Annotated in this window: 27 protein-coding genes; 15 read left to right on the forward strand and 12 right to left on the reverse strand. The window is 46.3% G+C overall.

The window, feature by feature from the left end; translation table 11 throughout:
- Window positions 1-2: 2 nt before the first annotated feature.
- A complete protein-coding gene (locus AAC052_RS09035; RefSeq protein WP_317489257.1) occupies window positions 3-566 on the forward strand; it encodes a hypothetical protein in 564 nt (187 codons plus the stop codon).
- Window positions 567-611: 45 nt separating this feature from the next.
- Here AAC052_RS09035 and AAC052_RS09040 read toward each other — a convergent pair whose 3' ends face one another.
- Window positions 612-974: a hypothetical protein gene (locus AAC052_RS09040; RefSeq protein WP_317489256.1), complete on the reverse strand. Its 363-nt coding sequence runs from the start codon at window positions 972-974 to the stop codon at window positions 612-614.
- Between the two features lie 140 nt (window positions 975-1114).
- On the opposite strand from AAC052_RS09040, the gene AAC052_RS09045 reads away from it, so the two are divergent.
- The 3 genes from AAC052_RS09045 to AAC052_RS09055 are packed head-to-tail and all read left to right on the forward strand — an operon-like array spanning window position 1115 to window position 4760.
- A complete protein-coding gene (locus tag AAC052_RS09045; protein WP_339812670.1) occupies window positions 1115-1447 on the forward strand; it encodes a tRNA-binding protein in 333 nt (110 codons plus the stop codon).
- The gene (locus AAC052_RS09050; protein WP_339812673.1) at window positions 1447-2307 is read left to right on the forward strand and encodes a GNAT family N-acetyltransferase; all 861 of its coding nucleotides are present in this window, start codon (window positions 1447-1449) and stop codon (window positions 2305-2307) included. The genes AAC052_RS09045 and AAC052_RS09050 overlap by 1 nt, the downstream gene beginning before the upstream one ends.
- Window positions 2283-4760 carry a bifunctional UDP-N-acetylmuramoyl-tripeptide:D-alanyl-D-alanine ligase/alanine racemase gene (locus AAC052_RS09055; protein ID WP_339812676.1) on the forward strand — a complete coding sequence of 826 codons (2478 nt, stop codon included), beginning with the start codon at window positions 2283-2285 and terminating at the stop codon, window positions 4758-4760. The genes AAC052_RS09050 and AAC052_RS09055 overlap by 25 nt, the downstream gene beginning before the upstream one ends.
- Before the next feature lie 3 nt (window positions 4761-4763).
- On the opposite strand, the gene AAC052_RS09060 is transcribed toward AAC052_RS09055, so the two are convergent.
- Window positions 4764-4928, reverse strand: a complete 165-nt coding sequence (locus AAC052_RS09060) for a hypothetical protein (protein WP_317489252.1) — start codon at window positions 4926-4928, stop codon at window positions 4764-4766.
- An 84-nt stretch (window positions 4929-5012) separates the two neighbouring features.
- Between AAC052_RS09060 and AAC052_RS09065 the strand changes: the two genes are divergently transcribed.
- Genes AAC052_RS09065 through purE form a run of 5 tightly spaced genes read left to right on the forward strand, consistent with a single transcriptional unit; the run spans window position 5013 to window position 10847 of the window.
- Window positions 5013-5231: a FeoA family protein gene (locus tag AAC052_RS09065; RefSeq protein WP_151997687.1), complete on the forward strand. Its 219-nt coding sequence runs from the start codon at window positions 5013-5015 to the stop codon at window positions 5229-5231.
- Window positions 5232-5234: 3 nt separating this feature from the next.
- Window positions 5235-7352: a ferrous iron transport protein B gene (feoB, locus tag AAC052_RS09070; RefSeq protein ID WP_339812678.1), complete on the forward strand. Its 2118-nt coding sequence runs from the start codon at window positions 5235-5237 to the stop codon at window positions 7350-7352.
- A gap of 15 nt (window positions 7353-7367) precedes the next feature.
- A complete protein-coding gene (locus AAC052_RS09075; RefSeq protein ID WP_339812681.1) occupies window positions 7368-9158 on the forward strand; it encodes a hypothetical protein in 1791 nt (596 codons plus the stop codon).
- Between the two features lie 17 nt (window positions 9159-9175).
- Window positions 9176-10309, forward strand: a complete 1134-nt coding sequence (locus AAC052_RS09080) for a 5-(carboxyamino)imidazole ribonucleotide synthase (RefSeq protein WP_339812683.1) — start codon at window positions 9176-9178, stop codon at window positions 10307-10309.
- Window position 10310: 1 nt separating this feature from the next.
- Entirely contained in the window at window positions 10311-10847 is a 537-nt protein-coding gene (purE, locus tag AAC052_RS09085) for a 5-(carboxyamino)imidazole ribonucleotide mutase (RefSeq protein WP_339812684.1), read from the forward strand.
- 14 nt (window positions 10848-10861) lie between these two features.
- Here the strand turns inward: purE and AAC052_RS09090 are convergent, their stop codons facing one another.
- Window positions 10862-11839, reverse strand: coding sequence for a TerC family protein (locus tag AAC052_RS09090; protein WP_151997692.1), 978 nt, complete (start codon window positions 11837-11839; stop codon window positions 10862-10864).
- Between the two features lie 382 nt (window positions 11840-12221).
- Between AAC052_RS09090 and AAC052_RS09095 the strand changes: the two genes are divergently transcribed.
- Window positions 12222-12389 carry a hypothetical protein gene (locus AAC052_RS09095; protein WP_317489247.1) on the forward strand — a complete coding sequence of 56 codons (168 nt, stop codon included), beginning with the start codon at window positions 12222-12224 and terminating at the stop codon, window positions 12387-12389.
- A gap of 1 nt (window position 12390) precedes the next feature.
- On the opposite strand, the gene AAC052_RS09100 is transcribed toward AAC052_RS09095, so the two are convergent.
- Window positions 12391-12813, reverse strand: coding sequence for a transcriptional repressor (locus tag AAC052_RS09100; protein ID WP_317489246.1), 423 nt, complete (start codon window positions 12811-12813; stop codon window positions 12391-12393).
- 77 nt (window positions 12814-12890) lie between these two features.
- The gene (locus AAC052_RS09105) at window positions 12891-14693 is read right to left on the reverse strand and encodes an ABC transporter transmembrane domain-containing protein (protein ID WP_339812689.1); all 1803 of its coding nucleotides are present in this window, start codon (window positions 14691-14693) and stop codon (window positions 12891-12893) included.
- Window positions 14694-14989: 296 nt separating this feature from the next.
- On the opposite strand from AAC052_RS09105, the gene AAC052_RS09110 reads away from it, so the two are divergent.
- Window positions 14990-15907 (forward strand): universal stress protein, encoded by a 918-nt coding sequence (locus AAC052_RS09110; RefSeq protein WP_339812690.1) that lies wholly within the window; start codon window positions 14990-14992, stop codon window positions 15905-15907.
- Here AAC052_RS09110 and AAC052_RS09115 read toward each other — a convergent pair.
- The gene (locus AAC052_RS09115; protein ID WP_339812693.1) at window positions 15904-16476 is read right to left on the reverse strand and encodes a hypothetical protein; all 573 of its coding nucleotides are present in this window, start codon (window positions 16474-16476) and stop codon (window positions 15904-15906) included. The genes AAC052_RS09110 and AAC052_RS09115 overlap by 4 nt on opposite strands.
- Window positions 16473-17993, reverse strand: coding sequence for a 2,3-bisphosphoglycerate-independent phosphoglycerate mutase (gene gpmI, locus AAC052_RS09120; RefSeq protein ID WP_339812695.1), 1521 nt, complete (start codon window positions 17991-17993; stop codon window positions 16473-16475). Before gpmI ends, AAC052_RS09115 begins: the two co-directional genes overlap by 4 nt.
- 146 nt (window positions 17994-18139) lie before the next feature.
- On the opposite strand from gpmI, the gene AAC052_RS09125 reads away from it, so the two are divergent.
- Window positions 18140-18526, forward strand: a complete 387-nt coding sequence (locus tag AAC052_RS09125) for a DUF4783 domain-containing protein (protein WP_151997700.1) — start codon at window positions 18140-18142, stop codon at window positions 18524-18526.
- Window positions 18527-18534: 8 nt separating this feature from the next.
- Here AAC052_RS09125 and AAC052_RS09130 read toward each other — a convergent pair whose 3' ends face one another.
- The 3 genes from AAC052_RS09130 to AAC052_RS09140 all read right to left on the reverse strand — a co-directional run bounded on the left by AAC052_RS09130 (window position 18535) and on the right by AAC052_RS09140 (window position 22385).
- Complete coding sequence (locus tag AAC052_RS09130) at window positions 18535-18918, reverse strand: PIN domain-containing protein (protein ID WP_339812698.1); 384 nt, start codon at window positions 18916-18918, stop codon at window positions 18535-18537.
- Window positions 18897-19127, reverse strand: a complete 231-nt coding sequence (locus AAC052_RS09135) for a type II toxin-antitoxin system Phd/YefM family antitoxin (RefSeq protein ID WP_317489239.1) — start codon at window positions 19125-19127, stop codon at window positions 18897-18899. The genes AAC052_RS09130 and AAC052_RS09135 overlap by 22 nt, the downstream gene beginning before the upstream one ends.
- Window positions 19128-19223: 96 nt before the next feature.
- Window positions 19224-22385 (reverse strand): glycosyl hydrolase, encoded by a 3162-nt coding sequence (locus AAC052_RS09140; RefSeq protein ID WP_339812700.1) that lies wholly within the window; start codon window positions 22383-22385, stop codon window positions 19224-19226.
- Window positions 22386-22526: 141 nt separating this feature from the next.
- On the opposite strand from AAC052_RS09140, the gene AAC052_RS09145 reads away from it, so the two are divergent.
- From AAC052_RS09145 to AAC052_RS09155, 3 genes are read left to right on the forward strand one after another with little or no spacing between them, the layout of a single operon-like run.
- Window positions 22527-22976: a DinB family protein gene (locus AAC052_RS09145; RefSeq protein WP_339785313.1), complete on the forward strand. Its 450-nt coding sequence runs from the start codon at window positions 22527-22529 to the stop codon at window positions 22974-22976.
- Between the two features lies 1 nt (window position 22977).
- Window positions 22978-24330, forward strand: coding sequence for a neutral/alkaline non-lysosomal ceramidase N-terminal domain-containing protein (locus tag AAC052_RS09150; RefSeq protein WP_339812702.1), 1353 nt, complete (start codon window positions 22978-22980; stop codon window positions 24328-24330).
- Window positions 24327-25415 (forward strand): glycoside hydrolase family 3 N-terminal domain-containing protein, encoded by a 1089-nt coding sequence (locus AAC052_RS09155; protein ID WP_339812705.1) that lies wholly within the window; start codon window positions 24327-24329, stop codon window positions 25413-25415. Before AAC052_RS09150 ends, AAC052_RS09155 begins: the two co-directional genes overlap by 4 nt.
- On the opposite strand, the gene AAC052_RS09160 is transcribed toward AAC052_RS09155, so the two are convergent.
- Both AAC052_RS09160 and AAC052_RS09165 read right to left on the reverse strand, forming a co-directional pair.
- Window positions 25412-25864, reverse strand: coding sequence for a biopolymer transporter ExbD (locus tag AAC052_RS09160; protein WP_339812707.1), 453 nt, complete (start codon window positions 25862-25864; stop codon window positions 25412-25414). The genes AAC052_RS09155 and AAC052_RS09160 overlap by 4 nt on opposite strands.
- Window positions 25865-25868: 4 nt before the next feature.
- Entirely contained in the window at window positions 25869-26417 is a 549-nt protein-coding gene (locus AAC052_RS09165; protein ID WP_339812709.1) for a biopolymer transporter ExbD, read from the reverse strand.
- Between the last annotated feature and the right edge of the window lie 50 nt (window positions 26418-26467).

Here is a 26467-nt window from a genome sequence, read left to right on the forward strand (position 1 = left end):
CGATGAAAACACTATTTGCTTCGAGCTTTCTTTTTGCAACACTGTTGCTTTTAGGTTCTTGTAACGATGACGCTGATCCGGTTATTGAGAATGAAGAAGAGCTTATCACCACTGTTAAGCTCACATTTACGGAGGGTTCTAACTCTTTCGTGGCGGAATGGAAAGATGCCGATGGAGACGGAGCCAACCTGCCAACAGTGGACGACATCTCGCTGGAGGCTGGGAAAACTTATGCTGTGTCCGTAGAATTACTCAATGAATCAACCACACCCGCTGACGACATTTCAGCTGAGGTGAGTGAGGAAGGAACCGAGCATCAGTTCTTTTTTATCACGGGCGATGGCCTTGAGTTGACAACAACATACGACGATCAGGATGCTGACGGATATCCGATTGGTTTGCAGAATACTTTTGTTGCGGGAGTGGCCGGTTCAGGGACGCTGACTGTGATTTTGAGACACGAACCCAATAAAACTGCGGCGGGTGTAAGGGATGGCGATGCTACCAATGCGGCAGGCGAAACGGACGTTGAAACAGCACCTCCTTTCAATGTCACTATCCAATAAGGCGGTTCCTGGAATAAAAAAAGGGCTGAAAAGCCCTTTATATTTTTAGTCTGTAGTTCTCGATTCCTGAGAAAACTCTTCTTCCGATTCTGAGTACTTAAACTTGTACACCAGATAGAATATGAAGTTATAAGAAAGCACCGAAGACGAATCAGCTTTGTTGCTCAAACCTGGCACAATTTCACGACTCTTCTGACTTGAAGCAGTATAATTAACAGCCTTTGGCTTTTCCTTCACCACAGCAGCCTCTGCTGCTTTCTTGTCCTTATCTTCCTGATCGCACTGCTCCTTATTGTCTTTTGACTTGTCTTCGCTCCCATCTTCTACAGATGCTGACGCCAAAGAAGGAAGCAGGCAGATACAGCCCGCAAGTAGTAGTGATCTGAAAATATTCTTGGTATAAATCATATGTGCTTTAGACCTGAAAGGGAAACCAAGATACTAAAATTTTGTTTAAGATTCCTAATGCGTGCATCTAACATTTACCTTTCATCCCTTAATATTAGATTTAACATATTTTTTTTGACTTTCGTATAATTTACTAAACCATGATTGACTGGAGTGACTTTAAAAAGGTAGACATAAGAGTCGGAACCATTGTGGAAGTGTTGCCATTTCCAAAGGCACGAAAACCTGCCTATATTCTTAAAATCGACCTTGGCGCAGAGCTAGGTGTGAAACAATCCAGCGCTCAAATCACAGCGCTCTATACTCCGGAAGATTTGGTTGGGAAACAAATTGTGTGTGTTACCAACTTCCCTCCCAAGCAAATAGCGAATTTTATGTCAGAAGTACTTGTTACCGGGTTTGCTAACGAATCAGGTGATATTGTACTTTGCACTCCCGAACTAAAAGTGCCCAATGGCGCAATGCTGCATTAATGAGTCAATACGAAATTCGCCCGCTCCAGCACAATGACCTGAGACAAATGCACAGGTCGTTTTTGGAAGCGTTCTCTGAATATCCCGTGCCTATGCAGCTTAGCTATTCTCTTTTCAAAAAGAGGATGCTTGGCAAGCTGAATATCAGATTTGACCTTTCGTTTGGGGCGTTTTCAGGTCAGAAGCTGGTCGGCTTTATATTTCACAGCCTGAACGAATACAAAGACATTACCAGTATTTACAATGGCGGAACAGGGGTGATTCCCGGGCACAGAGGCAACCGCCTGACCCGACAATTGTATCTGGCGTTTCGGGAGAAAGCTGCCACGCAGGCAAAAAGATGTGTGCTCGAGGTAATTACTGTCAATGAAGTCGCCATCAATGTTTATGAAGAGATTGGTTTTCGGAAAGTGGGCTTCTACAATTGCTATAAGCTTAACAAGGTTCTTGAGCCTTCTAATCTAAACCAAGACGAATTTCTGATTGCCTGTGGCTCCCTCAGCAGGAAAGATTTGTACCAGCAACTGGACAGCGTGGAAACTTCGTTTTCTGACACGTTTGATCAATTGGAATACAATGCAGCCTCAGAAACCTTCGTGGAGTGCCTTAGAGCCGGCAGGGTGGTTGGTTACATTATTTTTCAGGCTCAATCCGGAAGGATAACACGCATGGCTGTTGATGCCAGCTTAAGAAGAAAGGGCATTGGCACACGACTAGTTTATGAAGCATATATTCAAAGTGGAAAGAAAAACCTGACTGCCATTAACATCCCTGAAGCTGCAAAAGACATTGCAGGTTTTTTGCTGAACGTGGGATTCGAAAACCAGGTAGATCAATGGGAAATGGAGTTGACGCTATGAGGAGAAACATACTATTTTCCGACCTGCCAAAGCTTTGTAAAGGCAAAATCAGTGGTGTTGATACTCCCTCAGCAATCCTGTCGCTGTCACTCGATTCACGCAAAGTATTCTCTGGTGAGGGGGCTGTTTATTTTGCTATTAAAGGGCCAAACCACGACGGCCACTCTTTTCTCTGGGAGGCATATCAAAAAGGCTGGAGACTGTTTGTGGTGGAGTCTTTGCCAAAGGATATTGAGCGTTTTGAAAACGCCTCTTTCTTTCTCACAAGCGACTCCCTGCAAACATTGCAGGAGCTGGCAGCTGCCCACAGAAGGCGGTTCAGCCTGCCTGTAGTAGCTATCACCGGAAGCAATGGAAAAACCATTGTGAAAGAATACCTGTATCAGCTACTGGCCAGCAGTATTTCCGTTGTCAAAAGCCCAAAAAGCTGGAATTCGCAAGTTGGAGTGCCGTTGTCGGTATGGCCGCTGGCCGAGCACCACGAAGCCGGAATTTTCGAGGCAGGTATTTCACAACCAGGCGAAATGGCTCGCCTTAAAAACATTATCCAGCCCACCATCGGCATCATCAGCAATATTGGGCCCGCTCACGACGCACTTTTCACATCCCGGGAGCAAAAGCTTGCTGAAAAAATGAAGCTCTTTGAGGGCTGCAAAAAGCTAATTTACTGCACAGATCATTTCGCTATAGACAGGTTCCTGTCAGGCAATGTATTGCCGGGAGTAGCCGGAATAGGCTGGGGGCAGGGAAAGGGCGCAAAATATACCGTTAGTACAGTTGGAAGCAAACTGAAGCTAGCATGGGAAATGGGCAAGGTTGAGATTGACCTGCCTTTTACAGATGACAAATCGGTTGAAAACCTTTGCCATGCCGTGGTAGCTGCACTCGAAATGGGTATCAATCAGAGCATCCTGGCCCGGCAGGTATCAGTGTTGTCTGCCATCCCGATGCGGCTGTCACTGAAAGAGGGAGTTTTTGGCAGTAGGCTGGTCGATGACTCGTACAACAACGATTTTCAAGGACTGGAAGCAGCACTTGACCTGGCTATCACCCATAGCCACGGCAAGCCAATCTCTGTTGTTCTTTCTGACATACTCCAGGCTGGTGAAAATGAAAAGGAGCTGTACCAGCATGTGAACGACATGCTGGTGAGCAAGGGTGTCTCAAAATTAGTGGCCATTGGCCCGACTATCTCCGCCAATAGGGATGCTTTTAGGATGGCCTGTGAGCCTTATGTATCCACGGAAGCATTTCTGGAGCAGATAAAAGAAAAACAATTCGCTGGGCAAACAGTACTGATTAAAGGAGCACGCAGTTTCCGGTTTGAAGAGATTGTGAAGAGGCTACAAGCCAAAGTGCATAGAACTGTGCTGGAGGTAAATCTGGAAGCGCTGCAGCACAATTTTCAGTTTTACAAAAGCATTCTTGAGCCAGGAGTGAAAACCATGGTGATGCTGAAAGCATTCGCCTACGGAAGCGGAAGCGGTGAAATAGGGCGAACACTTCAATACCTGAAGGCCGACTATGTGGCTGTCGCTTACCCCGACGAAGGTGTTTTACTACGTGAACAGGGAGTTCATCTCCCGGTGATGGTAATGAATGCACCTGAAGAAAGCTTTGATAAACTGCCAGCATATTCCCTGGAACCAGAAATTTTCTCGCTCTCGCAGTTGCAAAACTATGGCGAGTGGTCACAGGGCAAGAGTGAAGCTCCCCCTATTCATATTAAAGTGGATACTGGCATGCACAGGCTCGGCTTCGCTACCAGTGAAATAGAGACTGTTGTGAAGCTGCTCGATCGATATCCAAACATCAAAGTAGCCTCTGTTTTTTCTCACCTGGCTGGCTCCGAAAACAACGCCTTTGACGACTTCACTCATGTTCAGGCCAGGACCTTTCTTGATTGCTACGAACAGTTGTCCCAGCACCTTGGCTACAAACCCATCCGCCATCTGGTGAACACAGCAGGTATCAGCCGATTCAAATCGTATCAGTTTGATATGGTAAGAGTAGGCATTGGCCTGCATGGCATCGAGTCTACGGAAGAGGAGCAAGGGCAACTCACCGTAGTGGCAAGGCTAAAAACTGTGGTGTCTCAAGTCCGGCGGCTGGCAGCCGGACAAACTGTTGGCTACAGCCGGGCTGGCAAAACCAATAACGACACCGATGTGGCTACCATTGCTATCGGCTACGCTGATGGCTACCCCAGATCGCTGGGAAATGGCAAAGGGAAGGTGCTGATTAACGAGCAACTGCTGCCTACCATTGGCAGCGTTTGCATGGACATGACAATGGTGGACGTAACGGGTGTTGATGTACGGGAGGGTGACGAGGTAATAGTGTTTGGTGAGCATCCATCGGCAAAAGAAGTGGCAGAATGGGCAGACACGATTCCCTATGAAATCCTCACTTCTGTGTCTGAGCGAGTAAAGAGAGAGTATCTGAGCTTTTAAGGCCTAGCCACACCCAAGGTTTTTCTTAAAATCCCTTTCTGGAATGCCGCCAAACTTACTCTCTTCCTCAGTCTCCTGATTTTTATCAGGCCTGACAGAAGTCAGCTTTTTTGGCCTTTCGTTTTCCTTATTTCGGCCTTCGGATTTCTCTTTTCTTTGTTTTTTCATGTGAATTTGAATGAATGACAAGAATCAGGTTTGAAAACCGAAACAAATTTAGCAATTTTGAACTAATCTAAATAAGAATAGAGGATGAGAACAGTAGCTGATATGCGTCCGGGAGAAAGGGGAACTGTTACAGGATTTTCTGATCAGGAGCTTTCCATAAAGTTATTAGAAATGGGTGTTTTGCCTGGTACGGAAGTTATTATGAAGATTATTGCCCCCTTTGGTGATCCGGTTTGCATAGAAGTTTCTGGCTATAACCTATCCATGAGAAAGAACGAGGCATCGACTATTTCACTCCTCTAAAGAATGCCTGATTCACATAAAGTTAAAGTTGCGCTCGTAGGAAACCCTAATGCGGGCAAATCATCGCTTTTTAACTACCTCACTGGTCTCAATCAAAAAATTGGCAATTTCCCCGGAGTAACGGTTGACAAAAGGGTAGGCAAGGCACAGCTGCCCAATGGTCAGGCGATAGAGGTGCTTGATTTACCAGGTACTTATAGCATTTATCCCCGTTCGATGGATGAGCAGGTGGTGGTGGACACGCTGCTCAACGAAAATTCAGCCGACTACCCTGATGTCGTCATAGTCATTGTCGATGCCTCCAACCTTAAAAGAAACCTTTTACTTTTTACTGAAGTTCACGACCTCGGCATTCCGGTCATTCTCGCCCTCAACATGATGGACGTGGCCAGCCAGAAAGGGCTGGACATTAACGCCACCGCTCTGAGCAGGGTGCTCGAGGTTCCGGTTGTTTCAATCAACGCCAGAACGGGCGCCGGGCTCGACAGACTAAAAAATGCACTAACTATTCCTCTAGGCCCGGTTACCCCGCCCCTTTACGACGTGCTGGCGTTAGCTCCCGAGGCAATAGAGGAAACCAAAGAACAACTGGAGCTGGATCACAACTACAAGGCATACCAATACCTGATCAACTCCCCCACTTTGCCCAGCCTCAACGGTGACGGCGAATCGATTGCCAAGCACATTATTCAGAAGCACGACCTTGAGGTGAGGGTTATTCAGGCTCATGAAACGCTTGAGCGCTACTCAATGATTGATGGTATTCTTGCCAAGGTGCTCAGCAGAAAGCCTACTCAGCAGCAACGCCAGTTTTCAAACAAGCTCGACAGAGTTTTGACACACAAGGTATGGGGCTACCTGATCTTCTTTCTGGTGCTTTTCCTGATGTTTCAGTCAATTTTTGCGTGGGCGGAACCGATGATGGATTTTATTGACTTGACTTTTTCTGCGCTGTCAGATTTTGTAGGGTCTGTTCTGCCTGACGGCATTCTCAATCGACTAATCACTGAAGGCATCTTACCCGGCATTGGCGGCATAGTTGTCTTTATTCCCCAAATTGCCTTCCTGTTTGCCTTCATCGCCATCCTTGAAGAATCAGGCTATATGGCAAGGGCTGTTTTTCTCATGGACAAGATCATGAGAAAGTTTGGCCTGAATGGAAAAAGTGTAGTTCCCTTGATTTCAGGAGTTGCCTGTGCTATTCCAGCAGTGATGGCCACCCGAAACATCGATAACTGGAAAGACAGGATCGTGACCATCATGGTAACGCCCCTGATGAGCTGTTCGGCAAGGCTGCCGGTTTACACCATATTGATTGCCCTTGTAGTGCCTTCTACCTCAGTTCTCGGGTTCTTCAGTCTGCAGGGAGTGGCCCTGATGGGGATGTACCTGCTAGGTTTTATTGCCGCTTTGCTCTCCGCCTATGTAATGAAGCTCATTATGAAAATGAAAGAACGCAGCTTCTTTCTCATGGAGCTTCCGATTTACAGAATGCCGAGATGGAAAAATGTGGGTATCACCATCGTTGAAAAAGTAAAGACCTTTGTCTTCGAGGCGGGGAAGGTGATTTTGGCGATTTCTATAGTATTATGGGTGCTTGCCTCCTACGGACCAGGCGACGCTCTCACAAAGGCCGAAGAGACCGTACAAAAAGAGAGCGCTCATCTGAATCTTTCGGAAGAGGAAATGGATGACAGGGTTGCTTCCTATAAGCTTGAGCACAGTTATGCTGGTTACCTGGGCAAGGTTACAGAGCCGGTTATTGCTCCCCTGGGCTATGATTGGAAAATTGGTATTGCCCTTATCACCTCGTTTGCTGCCAGGGAAGTATTCGTAGGAACAATTGCCACCATATATAGCGTGGGCTCGGCAGGAGAAGACAATACAACCATCAGACAAAGACTGGAAAAAGAAAAAAATCCGAAGACCGGCGGCCCCATGTTTACCACGGCTGTTGCCTTCTCTCTGCTGGTCTTTTATGCATTCGCCATGCAGTGCATGAGCACGATCGCCATCGTTTATCGGGAGACCAAAGGCTGGAAATGGCCTGCCATCCAATTATTTTATATGTCTGCGTTGGCCTATTTGTCCGCATTGGCCGTATACAATTTGTTATCATAGGAACAAATCGTAGAAATGGACGAAAAAGAAGCGTTTTTCAAAGCTCGTATTACCAAATTTGAACGTCAGACATCAGAAGTTGCCGGTAAGCTCAGGGAGTGGTCTACCTATAGAATAGGCATTTTCGTGGTATCCATCATTGCGTTAGTCTATTTCGCCAATGAGAGAATGGCGGGGCCGGTTTTCTTTGTTCTCGTGGGCTTCTTTTTGATTTTTGGCTCCCTTGTAAATGTGTACAACAAAACGAAAAAGAAGCTCTCGTTTCTTAAGTCGATGCTGGCGGTCAATCAAGATGAAGTCAGAAGGCAGCAGCTCGACATCAAGCACCTTTCGGATGGCAAAGAATTCCTCAGCGAAAATCACCCTTACGTAGCCGATCTAGATATTTTCGGGCGGCATTCCATTTTTCAGCTTGTCAACCGTGGATCGACGCCGCCGGGGACGGCCACCCTTGCTTCGTGGCTAAGCTTTCCCGCAAAAGCCAATGTTGTTAGCCCAAGGCAGCAGGCTGTTCGTGAGCTTGAAAGTCAAATCGAATGGAGGCAGTCGTTTGAGGCCTTTGGGAGGATGAATCTACCGGATAAGTCAAAGCCCGTAGTGCCCTTAGAGCAGCTTTTGTCAAAACCAGCCCCCATCTCTCAAGGCTTTAAAATTTGGGCAGCCGCTTCTATGGCTGTTTCGCTGGTCATTTACGGATTGGCGATCTTGTCAGTGGTGGTTTGGCAGTGGGTGTTTCTCGCAGCAATCCTCAATAGCTTTTTTCTCGTTGCATTGATGAAGTCAATGAACGAAGAGTATCAAAAAATGCAGGGCCTGTCAAAACAGTTATCCGTCTATGTAGATTTGTTCAACTGTATTGAAACGGGCAAGTTTGAAAACAGCTTGCTTCGTGACCATCAATCCATTTTATTAAACCCCGGGCCCTCGGCGTCCGTCGCCTTCAAAAAACTGCACGACGTGGTAAATCGGTTCGACAGCCGGATCAACATGCTCTATCAAATTCTCAACTCATTTCTTCTTCTCGACTTTTGGCTTATTACACTGGCGCAGAAATGGTTTGACGAAAACATTGATCACGTGGGCGGTTGGATGGAAGCTCTGGGTGAAATGGAAGCCATTAGTAGCCTGGCAGGGTTTGCCTTTGCCAACCCGGCCTATGTCTACCCTGAAACATCTGGTTGGGATTTTGACCTAAAAGCCAGTCAGCTGGGCCACCCTTTGATTCCAGCTAAGAAGCGAGTTGTAAATGATTTTGTGCTTGATGGCAAGGGATTAATATTGATAACAGGATCCAATATGTCAGGAAAAAGCACTTTCCTGCGAACAGTGGGGGTAAATTCGGTACTGGCATTGGCAGGAGCCCCGGTTTGCGCCAACAGCATGACTATCTCCTATATGGAGCTCTTCACCAGCATGCGCACCCACGATGACCTATCGGAAAGCGTATCGTCTTTTTATGCAGAGCTAAAACGGCTCAGGCAGCTCTTAGATCTATTGGAAACGGGAGCTCCGGTTCTCTACATGCTCGACGAGGTATTGAAAGGCACCAACTCAGAGGACAGGCATATTGGCACAAAGGCCCTTGTGAGGCAGCTTCTTAGAGAAAAGGCGGCAGGCTTTATTTCTACACACGACCTCTCCTTAAGCGAGCTGGGCAATACTGACCCTCTTGTAACCAACTTCAGCTTTAACAGCCTTGTGAAGGGCGATGAGCTGCTGTTCGACTACAAGCTGACCGAGGGGCCCTGCAAAAGCTTCAACGCCTCACAACTGATGAAGAACATAGGAATAGAAATAATTCCCTAATTTCGCTGCATCAAACCATGGCAACAGTAAACAGAAAAATTGGCATTCTAGGTGGTGGCCAGCTTGGGCGCATGCTCATACAGTCCGGCATCGATTTTAACATCCCTTTCAAAGTAATCGATCCTGACCCTTCAGCTCCCTGCAAAGACCTCGTAGACGGATTTGTTAACGGCAATCTCAAAGACTTCGACACGATCTATCAGTTTGGTAAAGACTGTGATGTTGTTACCATAGAGATTGAACATGTAAACACCCAAGCGCTCAGAAAATTGGAAGAAGAGGGAAAAAAGGTTTTTCCTCAGCCCCATATTATTGAGTTGATACAGGACAAGCGACTTCAAAAGCAGTTTTATAAAAAGGAGGGAATTCCCACGGCAGAATTTGTGCTGACTGAAAATGCGGCCGATGTAGCCGCCCAAGCCGACTTTCTGCCAGCAGTAAACAAACTCGGAAGAGAAGGCTATGATGGCCGTGGTGTTCAGGTAATCAGGTCCGAAAAAGACTTGACAAAAGCATTTGACCAACCTGGGCTTTTGGAAAAACTGATAGATTTTGAGAAAGAGCTTTCCGTAATTGTCGCCCGAAATGAGCAGGGCGAGATCAAAACCTTTCCTGTAGTGGAATTGGTTTATCATCCAGAGGCGAATCTCGTTGAGTTTTTGTTCTCGCCAGCCCAGATCTCAATCGAAGTGGAACAGAAGGCCAGAGCTCTCGCTGAAAAAGTAATTACCAAACTTGGCATGGTGGGGTTGCTGGCTGTGGAGATGTTTCTCACCAGGGATCACGAAATTCTCGTTAATGAAGTTGCCCCCCGGCCTCACAACAGCGGACACCAGACGATAGAGGCGAATATTACCTCGCAATATGAGCAGCACTTGAGAGCCATCTTAGGGTGGCCCCTGGGAAGCACCAGGGCCCATACTCCGGCTGCTATGGTCAACTTGCTCGGAGAGGAAGGTTTTCAGGGAGAAGCTGTTTACGAAGGACTGGAAGAGGTGCTGCAAAAAGAAGGGGTACATCCTCACCTTTATGGCAAAAGGCTAACAAAGCCTTTTAGAAAAATGGGGCACGTGACGATAGTCAACGAAAGCGCTGAAGACCTGAAAACCCTGGCTTATTGGGTAAAAGATAAACTGAAAATAAAGGCATAAAATGGCTGAAGATAAAAAACCAATTGTAGGTGTGATCATGGGTAGCCAGTCGGACCTCACTGTGATGCAGGAGGCAGCAGAAATACTGGAAGAGCTTGGCGTTCCATGCGAAGTAACCATTGTCTCAGCACACCGCACCCCACACAGAATGATTTCCTACGCTGAAGAAGCCCGCAAGCGAGGCCTGAAAGTAATTATAGCCGGTGCAGGCGGCGCAGCGCACCTCCCAGGCATGGTCGCTTCCATCACCACCTTACCTGTGATTGGGGTGCCGGTCAAATCCAGGAATTCTATTGACGGCTGGGACTCTATCCTTTCTATTCTACAAATGCCTGGCGGTATTCCGGTAGCAACAGTAGCACTGGACGGAGCCAAAAATGCTGGCATACTTGCAGCTGAGATTGTTTCTACGTTTGATGACAAGATTGCCAACGCCTTGCAGGCCTACAAAGACAAACTAAAATCTACAGTCGAGGACAGTGCCACCAAGCTCGAAAGTCAGGGGTGGAAGTCCGCACAAATAGGTTTCAAAAAATAGCTCAGCTACAACTGCTAGTTGTTTACCAATTCAGGTTTCTTCGGGAAGATAAGTGAGAGTATGATAGATCCTATCAACACTACCAAAATCATACTGAATGACCATATCACGGGGACGTGAATACTGAAAATGTCCACCAGCATCTTCGCTCCAATGAATATGAGGATGATCGCCAGGCCTTTTTGAAGCAGATAAAACTTATCAAGCACGTTAGACAGCAGGAAGAACATCGCCCTTAGGCCCATCACGGCAAAGATATTGGATGTGTAGATGATGAACGGGTTCTGAGTAATCGCAAACGCAGCGGGAATGGAATCTACGGCAAAAATGAGGTCGGTAGATTCAATAAGAATAATAACCAGAAAAAGTGGCGTAAATATAAGCTTACCTTGTTTGAAGATGACAAACCTGCCGCCCATGTCTCCTTTTGAGATGGGAAAGAACTTTCTGGCAAGTTGAATGAGGGGATTCTTCTCTGGCTCAATTTCCATGTCCTCATCATCCTTGAATATTTTAAGCCCTGAATAGACAAGAAACACGCCGAAGACGTACAGAATCCAATGTGCTTTGCTGATCAAAAGCGCTCCGACGAAAATGAATATTGCCCGGAAAATGATGGCGCCCAATATCCCCCAAAAAAGAATGCCATGATAGTATTCATCCTTCACTTTGAAGTAGCGAAGGATAAGAAGAATAACAAATATATTATCAATACTTAGTGCTTTCTCTGTGAGATATGCCGAGTAAAATTCAAGCATACTTTCATAGGGCGTAACGCCAGGCACGGGATTTTCATAGTAGAAATAAATAACGCCACCGAAAATAATAGAAACAACAACCCAAAACAGCGACTGCTGAAGCGCATCCTTTTGGCTAATCTTTCCTGGTTTCTTGTGAAAGACGCCTAGATCAAGAATTAAAAAGATAGTGATTACAATACCGAAAATGCCGTACAAGAGGTTTTCACTGTTGGCTAGCAGTTGATCAAGCATAAACAAAAGGCGTTAGGACACAGGTCAAAAAAGGCATTGTAAAGAAAATAATAGCTGCGGTTTTTTTCAAACGACCGGCAAATAAAACAAGAATTAGGCAATATAAAAAACCACGCCGATAGTCAAAAGAGTGGATTATATTAGAAATGTACAATTTAAAAGTTTCTCAAAATACGTATGAATATCATTAGGATAGCTGACCTTGTCGGAAATCCTATTTGAGGTGAACTAAATTGTTTGAATTAATTCATTTCATTTGATAATACTAGGGTTTTTTTGTAAAATCATTGTATAAAAGAGCTGTATGCTAGGTGGTTATACTTTAGACCTTATCCTTGTTGGGATTGCTTATCTGATACTTGTGTATCTGATGGTCACTCTTATGAAGAAGAGAAATAAAGATGTCGGCGGGCATGACGATGACGACGACGGAGGTATTACAGTGAAAGGGCCACCGGAAATTGATCTTCCCCCGGGCGTTTGCCTGCCAGACGGCAATCCAAGGCTGGTGTTTATTGACGAAGAAGAGCGGGAGGAAATGCCAGTTTGAGTTATTGTTGGCAGTCTTTGCAATAGCCAGTCACCAGCATGCTTACATCCATCAAGACATACCCGGCCGGTAGTTTTATTCCAGGAATGTCTGATTCGTCGAGGCAAGTTGTGAGCCCACACCTGATGCATTTAAAGTGAACATGCTCGTGCTTATGTAAGTCCTCGGAGCAGTCGGCATTGCACAAAGCATATTTCTGAGCTCCGTTATCATCAAGAACTTTATGAATCAAACCTTTATCTACAAAGGTCTTTAGCGTTCGGTACACAGTCACCCTGTCGTAATGTTCGCTTACCCTGTCCTCAATATCGGCATGCGACAAGGCAAAATCGTGCTCATAGAATATAGCCAGTATATCCGCCCTGCATTGCGTGTTTCGCAGTCGGTGTCCTTTGAGTGTTTCTTTTAAAATTAATTCTGACATTCCTGTATGCTACCGGGTGTTTGGTTGTACAGTAATTTTTGAACAATATACAAAGCTCCTGATTAGACTGAAAGTGATTAGGACACTTCGAGTTGAAGCTTCACCAGTTGACTGTATTTCCCCTCCTCATCGTTCGTCAACTCGTCATGAGTCCCTTGCTCAGTAATTTGCCCGTCACCTATCACGTAAATTCGATCCACCTTTCTAATCGTAGCCAATCGGTGGGCAATGATGACCGTTGTGCGATCCTTCATGAGTTTCTCCAGGGCATCCTGCACCAGTCGCTCCGACTCGGCATCCAGCGAGCTGGTGGCTTCGTCAAGTATTAAAATCGAAGGGTTTTTCAAAATAGCCCTGGCGATGGCAATCCTCTGCCGCTGCCCTCCGCTAAGCTTTATGCCCCGTTCGCCCACAATGGTATCAAACTGCTCGGGAAAGCTTAGGATAAAGTCCAGGGCGTTAGCCTGCCGGGCAGCTTCCACTACTTCGTCTTCTGTGGCGTCGGGTTTACCGTAGCGAATATTCTCTAAAATAGTGCCGCCGAAAAGAATCACCTCCTGAGGCACAATACCGATGTGCTTCCGCAAAGCTGAAATAGAATAGGATTGGTTGTCCTTTCCATCAATCAATATTTTTCCCGTATCTGGCTGATAAAACCTCATCAGCAGCTGAATGATTGTCGACTTACCCGCTCCACTTTGACCTACCAGCGCCACCTTACTACCATGAGGCACGTGGAAGCTTATGTTCTTCAGCACTGGCATTTCCTTGCGGGTTGGGTAGCTAAAAGTCACATTTTCGTAAGCAATCTCACCTTGTATACTGATCGATTCCTGCTCCTTGCTTTCGACCTCCTCAGTTTCCTCAAGAATTTCCAGGATCCGCTCCGAAGCACCAATTGCCTTCTGTATCTGACCAAACAGATCCCCGAGGCCGGCAATTGACCCACCGATGAAAGTGGTGTAGAGCACGAATGAAAGCAGATCACCAACCGTCAGCTCTCCGTTTTGAACGAGCGTGGCACCGTACCACATTACGCCGACTATGCCGCCAAACAGGGCAAAAATTACAAAAGAGATAAAGCCGGCCCGGTAAGTAGCGGTTTTCAAGGCCACCTTTACTACAGCCGACATTGACGCCCGGTACCTTTTGATCTCATACTGCTCGTTAGTAAAAGCTTTTACTGTATGAACAGACTGGAGCGTCTCTTCGGCCACTACGCTGGCGTTGGCCAGAGCGTCCTGGGTTTTTTTTGACATTTTCCGGATAAACCTGCCGAAAAACATCGCTGCCAGAATCAACACCGGGAAAGTGGCCAGCATAAAAACACTCAGCGACGGCATCGTGTAAAAAATCAGCCCAAGGCCAATAATCAAGATTGATGTTTGACGAATCAACTCCGCCAGGGTTACAGTAAATGTATCCTGAATCATGGTCACGTCCGAAGTGATTCTACTGATCAACTCTCCTGTTCTCTTGCTGTCGTAAAAGGTAATGGGCAGCCTGATAAGCTTTTGATAAAGGTGGGTTCTTATGTCGGCGACTGTGCGCTCAGACACGGTTGCGAAGAAATAAACCCGAAAAAAGGAGACAATGCTTTGCACCAGCAAAATCCCAATGAGTGCCAGGGCAATCGACGTGATGTCGTTGAGCAACCACGACCCCTTGCCGGAGGCAACATCGATGAGCTTACCAGCCACGTAAGGAAAGGACAGCAGTATGCCACTTGTAAAAAGCAATAGCACCAAGCCTGCTATGAACCCGGCCTTATAGGGCAAAATAAATCTGAAAACACCTAAAAGCTTTTTGAAATTATCTTTATTGAGGGGGCGCTTCTCTTCTTTTTCAAGGGTGGAGAACCGTGAGTTACTTCTTGCCATCAGCTACTTATATCAAACAATATTCAAAACCTTAAGTAATACATTGGGTAGAAACAAAAAGTTTTGTTCGGCGCAAAGTTAAGAACCTAATCCCCGAATCGAGAGAGAAATCGAATGACAATTTCGACGGCCTGACGGAAATCATCAATGACTCTTATAAAATTCATTGTAATTATCAGAAATATGACAAATATTCATGTCTGGATATTGTTCAGTTTGCTTACCCATTTCGGGGACAAGCTATTCTTGAGACAAATATTCTATTAAGTCAAAAGTGCCATTATAATCAATCCGTCATGTACCCACTTCAGCGAATTCTTGTTTGCCTAGACTTGTCACCCATCGATCAGACTCTGATGGAGTATACAGCCCATCTTAGCAAAGCGCTTCCCAACGCAAAAGTCTACTTTATCCATGTCTCAAAAAAGCTGGAGATTCCTGAAGAGATCAAGAAAATGTTCCCGAACATCACCGGGCCGGCGGATGAGGCACTCGAAAAAGGAATCAATGACGAGGCCTCCAAGTATTTTGTGAATAAATGTGACACGCCTTATGAGGCAGTGGTGAAAGATGGCAACGAGACTGAACAAATTTTGAAATGGTCACAGGTGAAGGAAATAGATCTGATTGTGATGGGACTCAAAAAATCTTTAAAAGGCTCCGGCACCAATGCAGCAAAAATCACTGCCATTTGCCATGCTTCCGTGCTGTTTGTGCCTGAAAACGCTTCTTTCAAACTAGAAAAGGTGATGGTACCTGTCGATTTTTCCAAAAACTCTGCCATGGCAGTTGATGTGGCCATGGCCTTAAAAAAATTGGGAAATGTGGAGGTTCTTCTTCAAAATGTCTACAAAGTTCCCGTTGGCTATCACTACACTGGCAAGGAGTACGTTGATTTTGCCATCATTATGAAGCACAATGCCGAAAAGCAGATGAAGACTTTTTTAAATGCGTGCCAAATCAATGAAGACGATGTGATACAAGTTTTTAATCTTGATGAAGATGACAAGCCAGCTGATGTGATTTTTACGGAGGCCAAAGTGCAAGCCGCCGACATGATTATCCTCGGTTCGAAGGGGAGAACCATGGTTGCTGCCTTGCTTATGGGAAGTGTGGCTGTTGAGCTCTTACGGGCCAATAAAGAGATTCCTTATATGATCGTAAAAGACAAAAAGGCAAACATGGGATTCATGCAAGCCTTCAAGAACCTTTAATTGAGTGCCTTTGCCTCAATTTGATAGTTAACAGTGTCCTTCATCAATATTTTTTGAAAGCCTTTGATGCGGTAGCTTTCCAAAGTGGACACGCCGTTTTGGGCAGCAAAGGTGGCAAATAGCTCACGACTGTTTTGGTACAATGCGTTTTCCTCTTCGAATCGGCCCGAAAAAGCTACCACATTGCCCTGACTATCATAATCAAGCTTCATCCACTGCACACCAGATTCAACCTCTGGCTTCTTTTTGTAAAGAACGCTGCTTCCATCAGATGAATTGGTCTTTTCCTCACTGAACGCCCCGACCAGCACTGCTTTGTTAATGTCCATATTAATGAACATTGATAGCTCCTTGGTCCATTCAAGGCTATCAAACTTTAGCGTTTTCGTTTCAGTAAGGCTGTCAATAGAGGCAGATTTTTCAAACGAAACGTTTTTTATAAGTTTAGCCTGCGACAGAAACAACTCAGCCACATCAAAGTAAGCCGAAATTTTTTTCGCTGAAGAGCTGCTTTCGCAGCCACTCAGCGCCAGACCCAACATCAGTGAGCCGATAACAATATTCCTCATATAAGTTCTTCGCCAGTCATTTCTGCTGGCTTTGGAATGCCAATCATCTTAAGAATCGTTGGCGCCAAATCTCCGAGTTTTCCATCCTTAATCGGGCCACGATAGTCTTTGTCTACGAGAATACATGGCACAGGGTTGGTGGTGTGGGCTGTGTTGGGTGACCCGTCTTCATTGATCATCATGTCGGAGTTGCCGTGGTCGGCTATGATAAAAGTGCTGTAGCCATTTTCCAATGCAACAGTTACGACAGCCTCAGCACAACGATCAACAGTTTCCACCGCCTTCACTGCCGCTTCAAACACTCCGGTGTGGCCTACCATGTCGGGGTTGGCGAAGTTGAGGCAAACAAAGTCAGTTTCTTGTTTCTTTAGCTCCGGGATGATAGCGTCACGAATGTCCTCCGCACTCATCTCGGGTTTCAAATCGTACGTAGCCACTTTAGGCGACGGGCAAAGAAGCCTTTTCTCTCCATCAAACGGCTCTTCCCTTCCACCGGAAAAGAAAAACGTAACGTGAGGGTATTTCTCTGTTTCTGCTATTCTGATTTGCTTCTTGCCGTGGGCAGCCAGTACCTCGCCAAGGGTATTGACCAGGTTGTCCTTATCGAACAACACTTTCACGTCTTTGAAGGTGTCGTCGTAGTTGGTCATGGTCACATAGTACAGCGGCAATTTCTTCATGCCGTGCTCTGGAAAGTCTTTTTGGGTGAGCACTTCGGTAATCTCCCTTCCTCTGTCGGTACGGAAATTGAAGCACAAAACCACATCTCCTTCTTCTATAACAGCCAGCGGTTTCCCAGCGGCGTCCGTATGTATGATCGGCTTGATAAATTCGTCAGTAACATTTTCATCGTATGAGGCTTGCATTTCTTTCAGCACATCGCCAGTTTTTTTGCCCTCACCGTTCACCATAGCATCGTAGGCTAGCTTCACCCGCTCCCAACGCTTGTCTCTGTCCATGGCAAAGTAGCGCCCAGTGATGCTTGCAATGGCCCCGGCAGTTTTGCTCATATGCGACTGAAGGTCTTTCAGGAAGCCAAGCCCCGACTTTGGATCACAGTCACGGCCGTCAGTGAAGGCGTGCACAAATACTTTTTCCAGCCCCTTTTCATGGGCCAGAGAGCATAGCCCCTTCAAATGCATAATGTGTGAATGAACACCGCCATCGGAAACTAACCCAATGAAGTGCACCTTCTTATTGTTCTTCTTTGCATAATCCAGTGCTTTGACCAGCTCCTCGTTATCGCCAAGTGTATTTTCTTCGACCGCCTTGTTGAGCTTTACCAAATCCTGATACACTACTCTTCCGGCTCCGAGGTTCATATGCCCTACTTCACTATTTCCCATTTGTCCGTCGGGTAACCCGACAAAAAGACCTGAAGCCTGAAGCTTGCTGTGTGGATATTTTTTATAGAGCGAATCTACAAAAGGGGTGTTGGCTGCGTCAACAGCAGACACTTTCGGGTTGGAGGCAATTCCCCAGCCATCCAAAATCATCAGAATTACTTTCTTATTCATAGGGGCAAATATACGGTTGTCCTTTTTTCTTTTGTAACTGCTGCCTGATTATGTTAGTTTCATTCTATCAAATTCTTAGTCTCTATTTTTCAAACTGCTCAATAATGGCGCAATTTTTGTTGCTTACAACTGTTGAATTCAGAATCATGAAACGGTTTACAATATTATTTCTTTTTACTGCTACCATGGCATTTGGCCAAACACAAACGGAGGTAGTAGGCAATGTGAAAGCGGCTATAAAAGCTGGCTCTTCCAAAGAGCTTGTGCGCTATTTTAACGAAACTGTCTCGCTGAATGTAGACGGCGAAAAGTCGAATTACAGTAAAACACAGGCCGAAATAATTATGAAGGATTTCTTCAAAGAGAACCCTCCTTCTTCATTTGACTATATACACCAGGGAAATTCGAAAGAAGGTTTGCTCTACACCATTGGTCAGCTTTCACACCCCAACGGAACGTACAGGGTATATATGCTGCTGAAATCGTTCAATGGCAAGTATCTGGTGGATACGCTTGACCTGACTAAGGAATAGTCTCCAAATTACCAGACTGCATTCTTGAAGTTCTCTCCAATAAGCGAGTCCTTGGTTACCAGGACACAATTTTCTAATTGCGCCTGACTTACAATCATTCTATCGAATGGATCTCGTGTCCAGGAATGTTCCATCGCTTTATTCACAAGCACATGTAGCGGGCTGTCCCGATTAGTAAGGGCTATCTCTATTTCCAAACTCTTCAGAACAACATCTGGGGCTGCTTTTATCTTTCCTATTTCAAAGAGATTTTTCAACTCAAGTCTTACAAATGAGGAATAGTATAGTTTGGATTCTTCTATGACTGAGATTGCTCTCGGCGAAATTTTATTAATTTCTCCCCCATACAACCAGATAACGACATGTGTGTCTAAATAGGCTTCTTGTTCCATTCGCTACTCCAGTCTATATGAACAAGCTCCTCAGCGTCTCCCACAATCACATCACGTTTTTTCAAGTTAGCCAACTTAGAAGCTTGATTTTCCACTACAATTTTGAGGGTTTTTCCCTTTCGTTTTATTTCCAGGGGCTCGCCAGTTTCAGCCACTTGATCAAGTAACTTGTAAATGTTCTGCCTTAGTTTTGAAGTTGTTATACCCATAGTTGATAATACGTACGATAAATATAAATAGTTCGTACGTAAAACAAAAAAGCCAGTACTGCAACTGGCCTTTTTGTCGATCAATGGTTGATATTATCAGCTTCCTAACTTTTCTTCCTTCTTGTCGTTATTCGGAGCCACGTAGGGCACACCTTTCTCTTCCAGCATCTTGTTGTAGGCCGGAACATCATCGTTCAAAATCTGAATGATCTCCGTTTTCCTTGTATTCCAGATTTCCTTCAGGTCATTATAGCGCTCCTTCTCGCCATCGGTAAGCGGGGGCGAATTCCCGTCAATGGTTTGCAAAAGGTCGTACAGCTGGCTGTCGAGCATGCTGCGGAAGTTGACCACGTCCTGAAATGTTTCCTGCTTCGGCTGGATTAGTTTTTCTTCGGAGGCTCCCACTTTCTTGGTGATGTCCTTGCTCTTGTCGTTGATCGATTTGTATTCGTCCGAATCGCCCAACCTCTCATCCATGGATTTCAATTGCTTGCGCACTTGCTGAAGGTCTTTCAGCGACTGATATATGTCTTCAATGTCAAGCTCAATTCTCTCAAGTACCTCCTGTTTTTCTCTGTGCTGTGCCAGGGTAGCGGCGTCTCTTGGGTCAGGAAGTATATTGAGGGACTGCTGGATTGTTTTGTCTCCAAAAGTCAGCGTTATTGTGTAAGTGCCTGGGCCCACCATATAGCTCGACATGCCCCCGCCACCAAAGCTTGGTACAAATACGCCGTCAGCTGTCTCGATATTCTCACCTCGCAAGTCCCACTTCAGCACATTCATGCCCGCCTTTTTTGGAAGTTGCTCTGCTTTCTTTTTAGAAGCGCTATTGAAAGTTCGTAAAACCCTACCTTCTGCATCAGCTATTTCAAGTTTTAACAATGTGGAGTCTTTTTCCCCCATTTCCTTCAAATGATATCGGATAAGGGCCCCTTTATAAGCACTCTTGCCAACGGTTACATTTGGCAAATCGAAAGCATTACCGCTTTTAACGACTTCCCGTGGTTTATACAAATAGGCTTCTGTGGTCGCCACCTGCGGGGTCAGTTCCTGCAAAGCAGTGATATCATCAAGAATCCAGAATGCTCTTCCTGAAGTAGCCGCCAGCAGGTCGTTGTGGTGAATCTTGAGGTCAGTTACCGGCGTCATCGGAAAATTAAGCTTGAACTGGCTCCACTGCTGCCCACCATCAAAGCTGATGTAAAGTCCTCTTTCGGTGCCGGCAAAAAGCAACCCCTTGCGGTTAGGGTCTTCTCTTATGACCCTCACAAATGCCTTTGCGCCAATACCCTTTGTAAGCATTTGCCAGCTTTGACCGTAATCCGTCGTTTTGTATAAATAGGGAGTGAAGTCCCCAAATTTGTATTTCGTAAAGGCCACATAGGCGGTGCCAGGTGTATGCGGAGATACTTCGATAGAGTTAATCATACCCTCACCTGCCTCTTTAGGGCTAATGTTCGTCCACGTCTTTCCAGCATCTCTGGTGATGTGCAATAAGCCGTCATCTGCTCCTGCCCAAAGCACCTTTGCGTCGTGAGGAGACTCGGCCAAATAGTAAATAGTATGATAGATTTCTCCACCAGCCGCTTCGTTGGTGATCGGGCCACCCATGAGCCCGAGCTTTGTAGAGTCGTTTCTCGTCAAGTCTCCACTCATTTCCTCCCAGGTCAATCCCCGGTTGGTGGAGCGGAGTACTTTGTTACCTGCGTGATAAATTGTGTTGGCATTGTGTTGGGAAACAATAATTGGTGCATTCCAGTTGAACCGGTATTTGACTTCGTCGGACGGTTCGCCCAGCCCGCTTTCCGGGTAGGCTTTTATTCCCTTCGATTTTTTGCTGGCCAGATTATACTCATCGATAATCCCCTGATAACAGCCTGCATACATCAGTATTGGGTTGTTAGGATCAAATGCCACATAAGCACTTTCGCAACCACCTACGCCCGCAATCCAGTCTTGCCAGTCGATCACTGGCCCGTTGGTGCTGCTGGGAATAGCTACTGATGAGTTGTCCTGCTGGCCGCCATACACCCAGTAGGGGAACCGATTGTCAGCATTGATTCTGTAAAACTGTGCAGTGGGCTGGTTCTCAATCGTACTCCAGGTTTTGCCAGTATTAAAGGAAATAGCAGCGCCGCCATCACCGCCGTATACCATGTTGGCTGGTCGATCAGGGTTGATCCAGATTGAGTGGGTATCGCCATGTGGCACGGGCAAGCTGACAAAAGATTTTCCACCGTCGATGCTTCTGAGCAGGGGGGCGTTCATCACATAAACAACGTCTGCATTTGCCGGATCGGCCTGAATATGCATATAGTACCACGAACGAGCTCTCAGCACCCTTTCCTTGTTCATGTTTTTCCAGGTTTTACCGGCATCATCCGAACGGTACAAGCCTCCTTCGTCCGATTCGATAATCGCATACACTCTTTCGGGGTCGGCTGGCGAAACGGTCACGCCAATTTTGCCCATCACCTTTTTTGGCAAACCTTCTGAAAGCTTTTCCCAGGTTTCGCCGCCATTGACGCTTTTGAATATGCCGCTTCCAGCGCCGCCACTTCTCGAATACCATGGCAGGCGTTGATGATCCCACATGGCTGCATAAAGAATTCTGGGATTCGACTCGTCCATGCTCAAGTCACTCACTCCGGTGAATTCGTTGACAAAATGTACGACCTTGAAGCTTTTGCCACCATCGGTGCTTTTGTAAACACCCCGGTTGTCGCTTGGGCCATAAGGATTACCCTGAACGCCCACGTAGATTAAATCTGGGTTGGTGGGATGAATAACAATTTTAGAAATGTGCATGGAGTTCTCCAGCCCAATATGGCTCCAGGTTTTGCCAGCGTCGGTCGATTTGTAAAGACCGTCGCCACTGGAAGTCATTACCCCACGAATAGGTGCCTCGCCCGTGCCAACGTAGATGACATTTGGATCGGATGCGGCTACGGAAATTGCCCCGATCGTTCCGGTGTTGAAAAAGCCATCGGTGATGTTTTTCCAGGTAATACCAGCATCGGTTGTTTTCCATACTCCACCACCAACGGTGCCCATGTAGTAGGTTTGGTCGTCGCCCAACACACCGGCCACTGCTGTGGACCTGCCTCCTCTTGTCGGCCCAATGTTTCTCCACTCAAGTCCGGCGTAAAGCTTTTCATCCAGCGCTACTTGTTCTGTTTTTTCTTTGGCTCCTTTTTTCTGCGCAAAAAGCATGGTGGGGATTAGTGCCAGAAGAATCAATAGATTTCTCTTCATCATGTTCAGGTTGGTTATATCTCTAAGTAAATAGGTCTTTTGAGGTAGTATTTTCTTCCAATGTCTTAATTTCGAGCCTAAAGCCCAACACCACTCATAGAACTGGCCGGGAATTTTAGTCTTTGAATACAAAAATAAGAAGCGATGGAAACTGTTGTTAAAGATTTAATGGAGCTTTTCGAAAGAGATATAGATAGGCTACAGAAAGAGCTCGAATTGACACCCGATGCTGTTTTGTGGAAAACCGTTGGGCAAATCAATAATTCGCCTGGCAATCTTTTCCTCCACCTGGCAGGCAACCTACAGCATTTTATTGGCGCTGTTATTGGCAAAACATCTTTCGTAAGAGACAGGGAGGGGGAGTTTGGAAAAAAGGGACTCCCCAAAAGCGAACTGGCGAGTGAGCTACAGGCAACAAGAAAGGCTGTGCTTGAAACGCTGGCCAAAATGACGTCCGAGCAACTGCACAGCAACTACCCTATTGAGGTTTTCGGCAAGCCAATGACGACGCAAAATTTCCTCATTCATCTTAGTGGACACCTTAACTACCATTACGGACAGATCAATTACTTCCGCAGAATAGTGGCCAGCTAATATGAAGCGCCTCTTAAAAGTACTGGCCTGGATTGTCGGCGTTGTTTTAGTACTGGCGTTAAGCCTGCTGACGACCATTGACAGGACTCCCTATCAGGAAATGCCCTACTATGAGGCCATGCATGCCAGGATGGACTCCCTGGCAGCCGCATACCAAAATTCAGTTGGCGATACGCTGCAAGTTGGCTGGGCGGAAGCTTCTCTGGTTTATCCTGAGTCCATTCCATTGGCTGGATATGGAAAAAGAAAAGGAGCCCATTTTGAGGGTGTTCATGATTCTGTTGGTGTGAAAGCGATGGTGTTTTCCAACGGAAAAGCAAAGGCAGCAATCGTAAGCTTCGATCTCCTTATCACACCCCCTGAGGTGGTTATCAGGTTAAAAACCCTGCTTCCGTCATTAGGCTACTCTATGCAAAACACTTTTTTCACTGCCGTCCACTCGCATTGCAGCATTGGGGCCTGGAGTCCCGGATTGACAGGAACGTTGTTTGCAGGCACTTACCAACCGGAAGTAGCTGATTTTATTGCTGAAGCGGTGATACAAAGCATAAAGGATGCGGAAGGAAACAGAGAAAGGGCCAAAATCGGGTTTGCGACATTCGATGCCGGGGAGCTTATTTACAATCGTCTTGCAAAAGAAAAAGGAACGATCGATCCGTGGTTCAGGGTGATGAAGGTGGTGAAAGACTCCGGCAAAAGTGCCTTGTTTACAACGTTTGCGGCACATGCCACCACGCTACCCTCCAGCTTCCTGGCCTTATCGGCCGACTACCCGGCTGCATTGCGGAAAGCCTTTGTCGCCAACTCTCTGGCTGAATTTGTGATATACGGTGCGGGTGCTGTGGGCAGTCAAGGGCCTAATAGCCCAAAAGGAATTGACGGCTGGGAAAAAGCGGAATATATTTCCGGCCATCTGGCGACACAATTTGCCCAAATCAGCTTTCTAATACAGCCGGAATACGTTACGTCGATTTCGAGCGGATACCTTCCATTGGAATTGCGCCAGCCGAGCTTCAAGGTGTCGGAGAACATCAGCGCCCGGCCCTGGGTGTTCTACTGGTTGTTTGGCGACTATGACTCGGGCATTAGTTATTTGAAGATTGGCGACAACCTTTTGGTTGGCACGCCTTGTGACTTTTCGGGGGAGCTGATGGCGCCACTCGACAGCATGGCCAGGGCTCGGGGGCAAAACCTGATGGTCACCAGCTTCAACGGGGGCTATATAGGTTATATTACGAAAGATGAATGGTATGACCTGAATAAGTACGAGACACGCACCATGAACTGGTTTGGGCCTTACAATGGTGCTTATTTTTCGGAAGTTATTGGTGATATAATCGACACCGCTAAATGAAAAACATTTATACCTTATTAATAACAGTATTTTTTTGTGGCAGCGTAGTTGCCCAAACAGACAGCCTCGACATCATGATCGGCCAAATGATCATGATTGGTCTGGAGGAAAGACAGTCTATTAACAAGGGAGATTTGCTGCTGCAGGCCATTGAAGATGGCAAAGTGGGTGGGGTGATCTATTTTGAGAAAAACCTGACCAAAACCAATACTGCTGAAAATCTCCGGCAGCTCAACAACACACTGAAATATGCGTCAGCTATTCCTTTGTGGATTGCCATTGACGAGGAGGGTGGAAGGGTAAACAGGCTGAAGCCCAAATATGGATTTGTCGCAACAAAGTCGGCGCAGGAGCTGGGCAGGCAGGGCATTCCTGACAGCACGTACGCCCAGGCCAAGCGCATGGCAGTCCAGCTGCGAGAATTGGGCTTCAACCTTAACTTTGCTCCGTCGGTGGATGTAGCTGTGAATTCCGACAACCCGGTAATCGTAAAGCTCGGCAGGTCTTTCAGCAGCAATGCTGATTCAGTGGCCTTGCATGCAGCTGCTTTCATTAAAGCACATCAGGAGGAAGGCATTGTCACTTCCATCAAGCACTTTCCCGGCCACGGCAGCTCCAGCAAGGACACCCACAGCAGCATGGCCGACGTGAGCAATAGCTGGCAATTTGACGAAATCAGACCTTTTAAGTTGCTTATTGACAACGGCCGCCTGGATGCCGTGATGTCGGCGCATATTGTGAATGCACACCTCGATCCTGATTCTCTGCCAGCCACACTTTCAAAGAAAATTGTTCAAAACATCCTCAGGGACTTCATCGGGTTTAACGGCGTTGTTTTCTCCGACGATATGCAGATGCATGCCATCAGCAAACACTATGGCATGGACAAAGCCATTGAGCTGGCTATCAACGCAGGAGTAGACATGCTGCTGATTTGCAATAATGTGGGCCAAACAGAAAGGTATTCGGCGAAGCAAATCCATCAGATCATCCGAAGCAAGGTGGAAAATGGCGAAATCTCAAAAGACAGAATCAAGCAATCTTATGACAGAATAGTGAAGCTGAAGAGAGCCCGAGGATTCTAAATATTTTCCTTTGACCTGTACAGCACCTTTCTCGCATTCGACTTCCGTAGTTCCTGTTGTATATCGGCGATCAACCCCATCTTCACTGCTTCATCAGCCTTCAGCACAATGATCATCTGATCTTTGTATGCTTCCGGTAAGGTAGCCTTTTCCTGGTTGACCCACTGTACCAACTCATTGATCTTCAAATAGTGGCTTCCATCGGAAATCAACGGCTCCGTGCCTAGTCGGGTATTGGCTGGCAAGCCCACCTGAAGCTCCCTGATGAGGGTCTTCATTTCAGCCTTGTTGATATGCTTCGCCTTGGGCACTTCGTACTTCACGAGGTTTTCGTCGGTTCTGATAACAGCCGTTACCATAAAAAAGAACAGCAGTAAGAAGACGATATCAGGAAGCGACGCCGTAGAAATCTCGGCATTCACACTGGTTTTTCTTTTAAATGACTTCATAGCGCTATTTGTTTGGTTCAGCAATGGAAATATTCATAGGTATTCCTTCCTTCCCCTTCTCGTATAAGGCTAGCTGCCGGGGGTTGTCCAGGTCGAGGTGGCGGTACTGATCGCCAGATAATCCTACTCTTTCGCCATAGATATCGTAATAAGCACCTTTTACCTCATCGAGCACCGCAATAAAAGCGGCGTAGTCGGTACCACGGTTTGACTTTAGCGATACAATGGCCTTTTTGGGAGACTCGGCCAGGTCATTGGCTGCGGCAGGGTTCAAAATGAACATCTTTACATCGGCCTTAAGTCCGGCAAGGTCTCCTCTTGGCTCGTCCTGGATCAAAAACTGATTTTTGGAGTTGATGCTTATTTTGAAGAGGTTTCTATCATTCACAGGCATCACAGGCTGTTTCTCCTGATCTGGCGGTAAGGTGATCATGAGTCCCTTCTCCTGAAGGATGGTGGTGGAGACAAGAAAGAATATGAGAAGCAGAAAGGCGATGTCCGCCATTGAGCCTGTATTGACTGGCTCCTGGCTTAGTTTTCGGGTGATTTTCATGTGTTTAGGCTTTTTTACCTGTATAATCAGGAGGAAGCCTCAAAGTCACA

The organism is uncultured Imperialibacter sp., assembly GCF_963974565.1.
Taxonomy (GTDB): Bacteria; Bacteroidota; Bacteroidia; order Cytophagales; family Cyclobacteriaceae; genus Imperialibacter; species Imperialibacter roseus.

Excerpts from the sequence above, each read along its gene's own strand:
- AAC052_RS09165 (WP_339812709.1), bottom strand. The coding sequence starts at position 26,417 with ATGAAAATCACCCGAAAACTAAGCCAGGAGCCAGTCAATACAGGCTCA.
- AAC052_RS09135 (WP_317489239.1), bottom strand. The coding sequence starts at position 19,127 with ATGGGTATAACAACTTCAAAACTAAGGCAGAACATTTACAAGTTACTT.
- AAC052_RS09110 (WP_339812690.1), top strand. The coding sequence starts at position 14,990 with ATGTACCCACTTCAGCGAATTCTTGTTTGCCTAGACTTGTCACCCATC.
- AAC052_RS09115 (WP_339812693.1), bottom strand. The coding sequence starts at position 16,476 with ATGAGGAATATTGTTATCGGCTCACTGATGTTGGGTCTGGCGCTGAGT.
- AAC052_RS09125 (WP_151997700.1), top strand. The coding sequence starts at position 18,140 with ATGAAACGGTTTACAATATTATTTCTTTTTACTGCTACCATGGCATTT.
- AAC052_RS09055 (WP_339812676.1), top strand. The coding sequence starts at position 2,283 with ATGGGAAATGGAGTTGACGCTATGAGGAGAAACATACTATTTTCCGAC.
- AAC052_RS09075 (WP_339812681.1), top strand. The coding sequence starts at position 7,368 with ATGGACGAAAAAGAAGCGTTTTTCAAAGCTCGTATTACCAAATTTGAA.
- AAC052_RS09060 (WP_317489252.1), bottom strand. The coding sequence starts at position 4,928 with ATGAAAAAACAAAGAAAAGAGAAATCCGAAGGCCGAAATAAGGAAAAC.
- gpmI (WP_339812695.1), bottom strand. The coding sequence starts at position 17,993 with ATGAATAAGAAAGTAATTCTGATGATTTTGGATGGCTGGGGAATTGCC.
- AAC052_RS09050 (WP_339812673.1), top strand. The coding sequence starts at position 1,447 with ATGAGTCAATACGAAATTCGCCCGCTCCAGCACAATGACCTGAGACAA.
- AAC052_RS09080 (WP_339812683.1), top strand. The coding sequence starts at position 9,176 with ATGGCAACAGTAAACAGAAAAATTGGCATTCTAGGTGGTGGCCAGCTT.
- AAC052_RS09105 (WP_339812689.1), bottom strand. The coding sequence starts at position 14,693 with ATGGCAAGAAGTAACTCACGGTTCTCCACCCTTGAAAAAGAAGAGAAG.
- AAC052_RS09040 (WP_317489256.1), bottom strand. The coding sequence starts at position 974 with ATGATTTATACCAAGAATATTTTCAGATCACTACTACTTGCGGGCTGT.
- AAC052_RS09045 (WP_339812670.1), top strand. The coding sequence starts at position 1,115 with ATGATTGACTGGAGTGACTTTAAAAAGGTAGACATAAGAGTCGGAACC.
- AAC052_RS09150 (WP_339812702.1), top strand. The coding sequence starts at position 22,978 with ATGAAGCGCCTCTTAAAAGTACTGGCCTGGATTGTCGGCGTTGTTTTA.
- AAC052_RS09140 (WP_339812700.1), bottom strand. The coding sequence starts at position 22,385 with ATGATGAAGAGAAATCTATTGATTCTTCTGGCACTAATCCCCACCATG.
- AAC052_RS09095 (WP_317489247.1), top strand. The coding sequence starts at position 12,222 with ATGAAGAAGAGAAATAAAGATGTCGGCGGGCATGACGATGACGACGAC.
- feoB (WP_339812678.1), top strand. The coding sequence starts at position 5,235 with ATGCCTGATTCACATAAAGTTAAAGTTGCGCTCGTAGGAAACCCTAAT.
- AAC052_RS09090 (WP_151997692.1), bottom strand. The coding sequence starts at position 11,839 with ATGCTTGATCAACTGCTAGCCAACAGTGAAAACCTCTTGTACGGCATT.
- AAC052_RS09160 (WP_339812707.1), bottom strand. The coding sequence starts at position 25,864 with ATGAAGTCATTTAAAAGAAAAACCAGTGTGAATGCCGAGATTTCTACG.
- purE (WP_339812684.1), top strand. The coding sequence starts at position 10,311 with ATGGCTGAAGATAAAAAACCAATTGTAGGTGTGATCATGGGTAGCCAG.
- AAC052_RS09130 (WP_339812698.1), bottom strand. The coding sequence starts at position 18,918 with ATGGAACAAGAAGCCTATTTAGACACACATGTCGTTATCTGGTTGTAT.
- AAC052_RS09065 (WP_151997687.1), top strand. The coding sequence starts at position 5,013 with ATGAGAACAGTAGCTGATATGCGTCCGGGAGAAAGGGGAACTGTTACA.
- AAC052_RS09100 (WP_317489246.1), bottom strand. The coding sequence starts at position 12,813 with ATGTCAGAATTAATTTTAAAAGAAACACTCAAAGGACACCGACTGCGA.
- AAC052_RS09035 (WP_317489257.1), top strand. The coding sequence starts at position 3 with ATGAAAACACTATTTGCTTCGAGCTTTCTTTTTGCAACACTGTTGCTT.
- AAC052_RS09145 (WP_339785313.1), top strand. The coding sequence starts at position 22,527 with ATGGAAACTGTTGTTAAAGATTTAATGGAGCTTTTCGAAAGAGATATA.
- AAC052_RS09155 (WP_339812705.1), top strand. The coding sequence starts at position 24,327 with ATGAAAAACATTTATACCTTATTAATAACAGTATTTTTTTGTGGCAGC.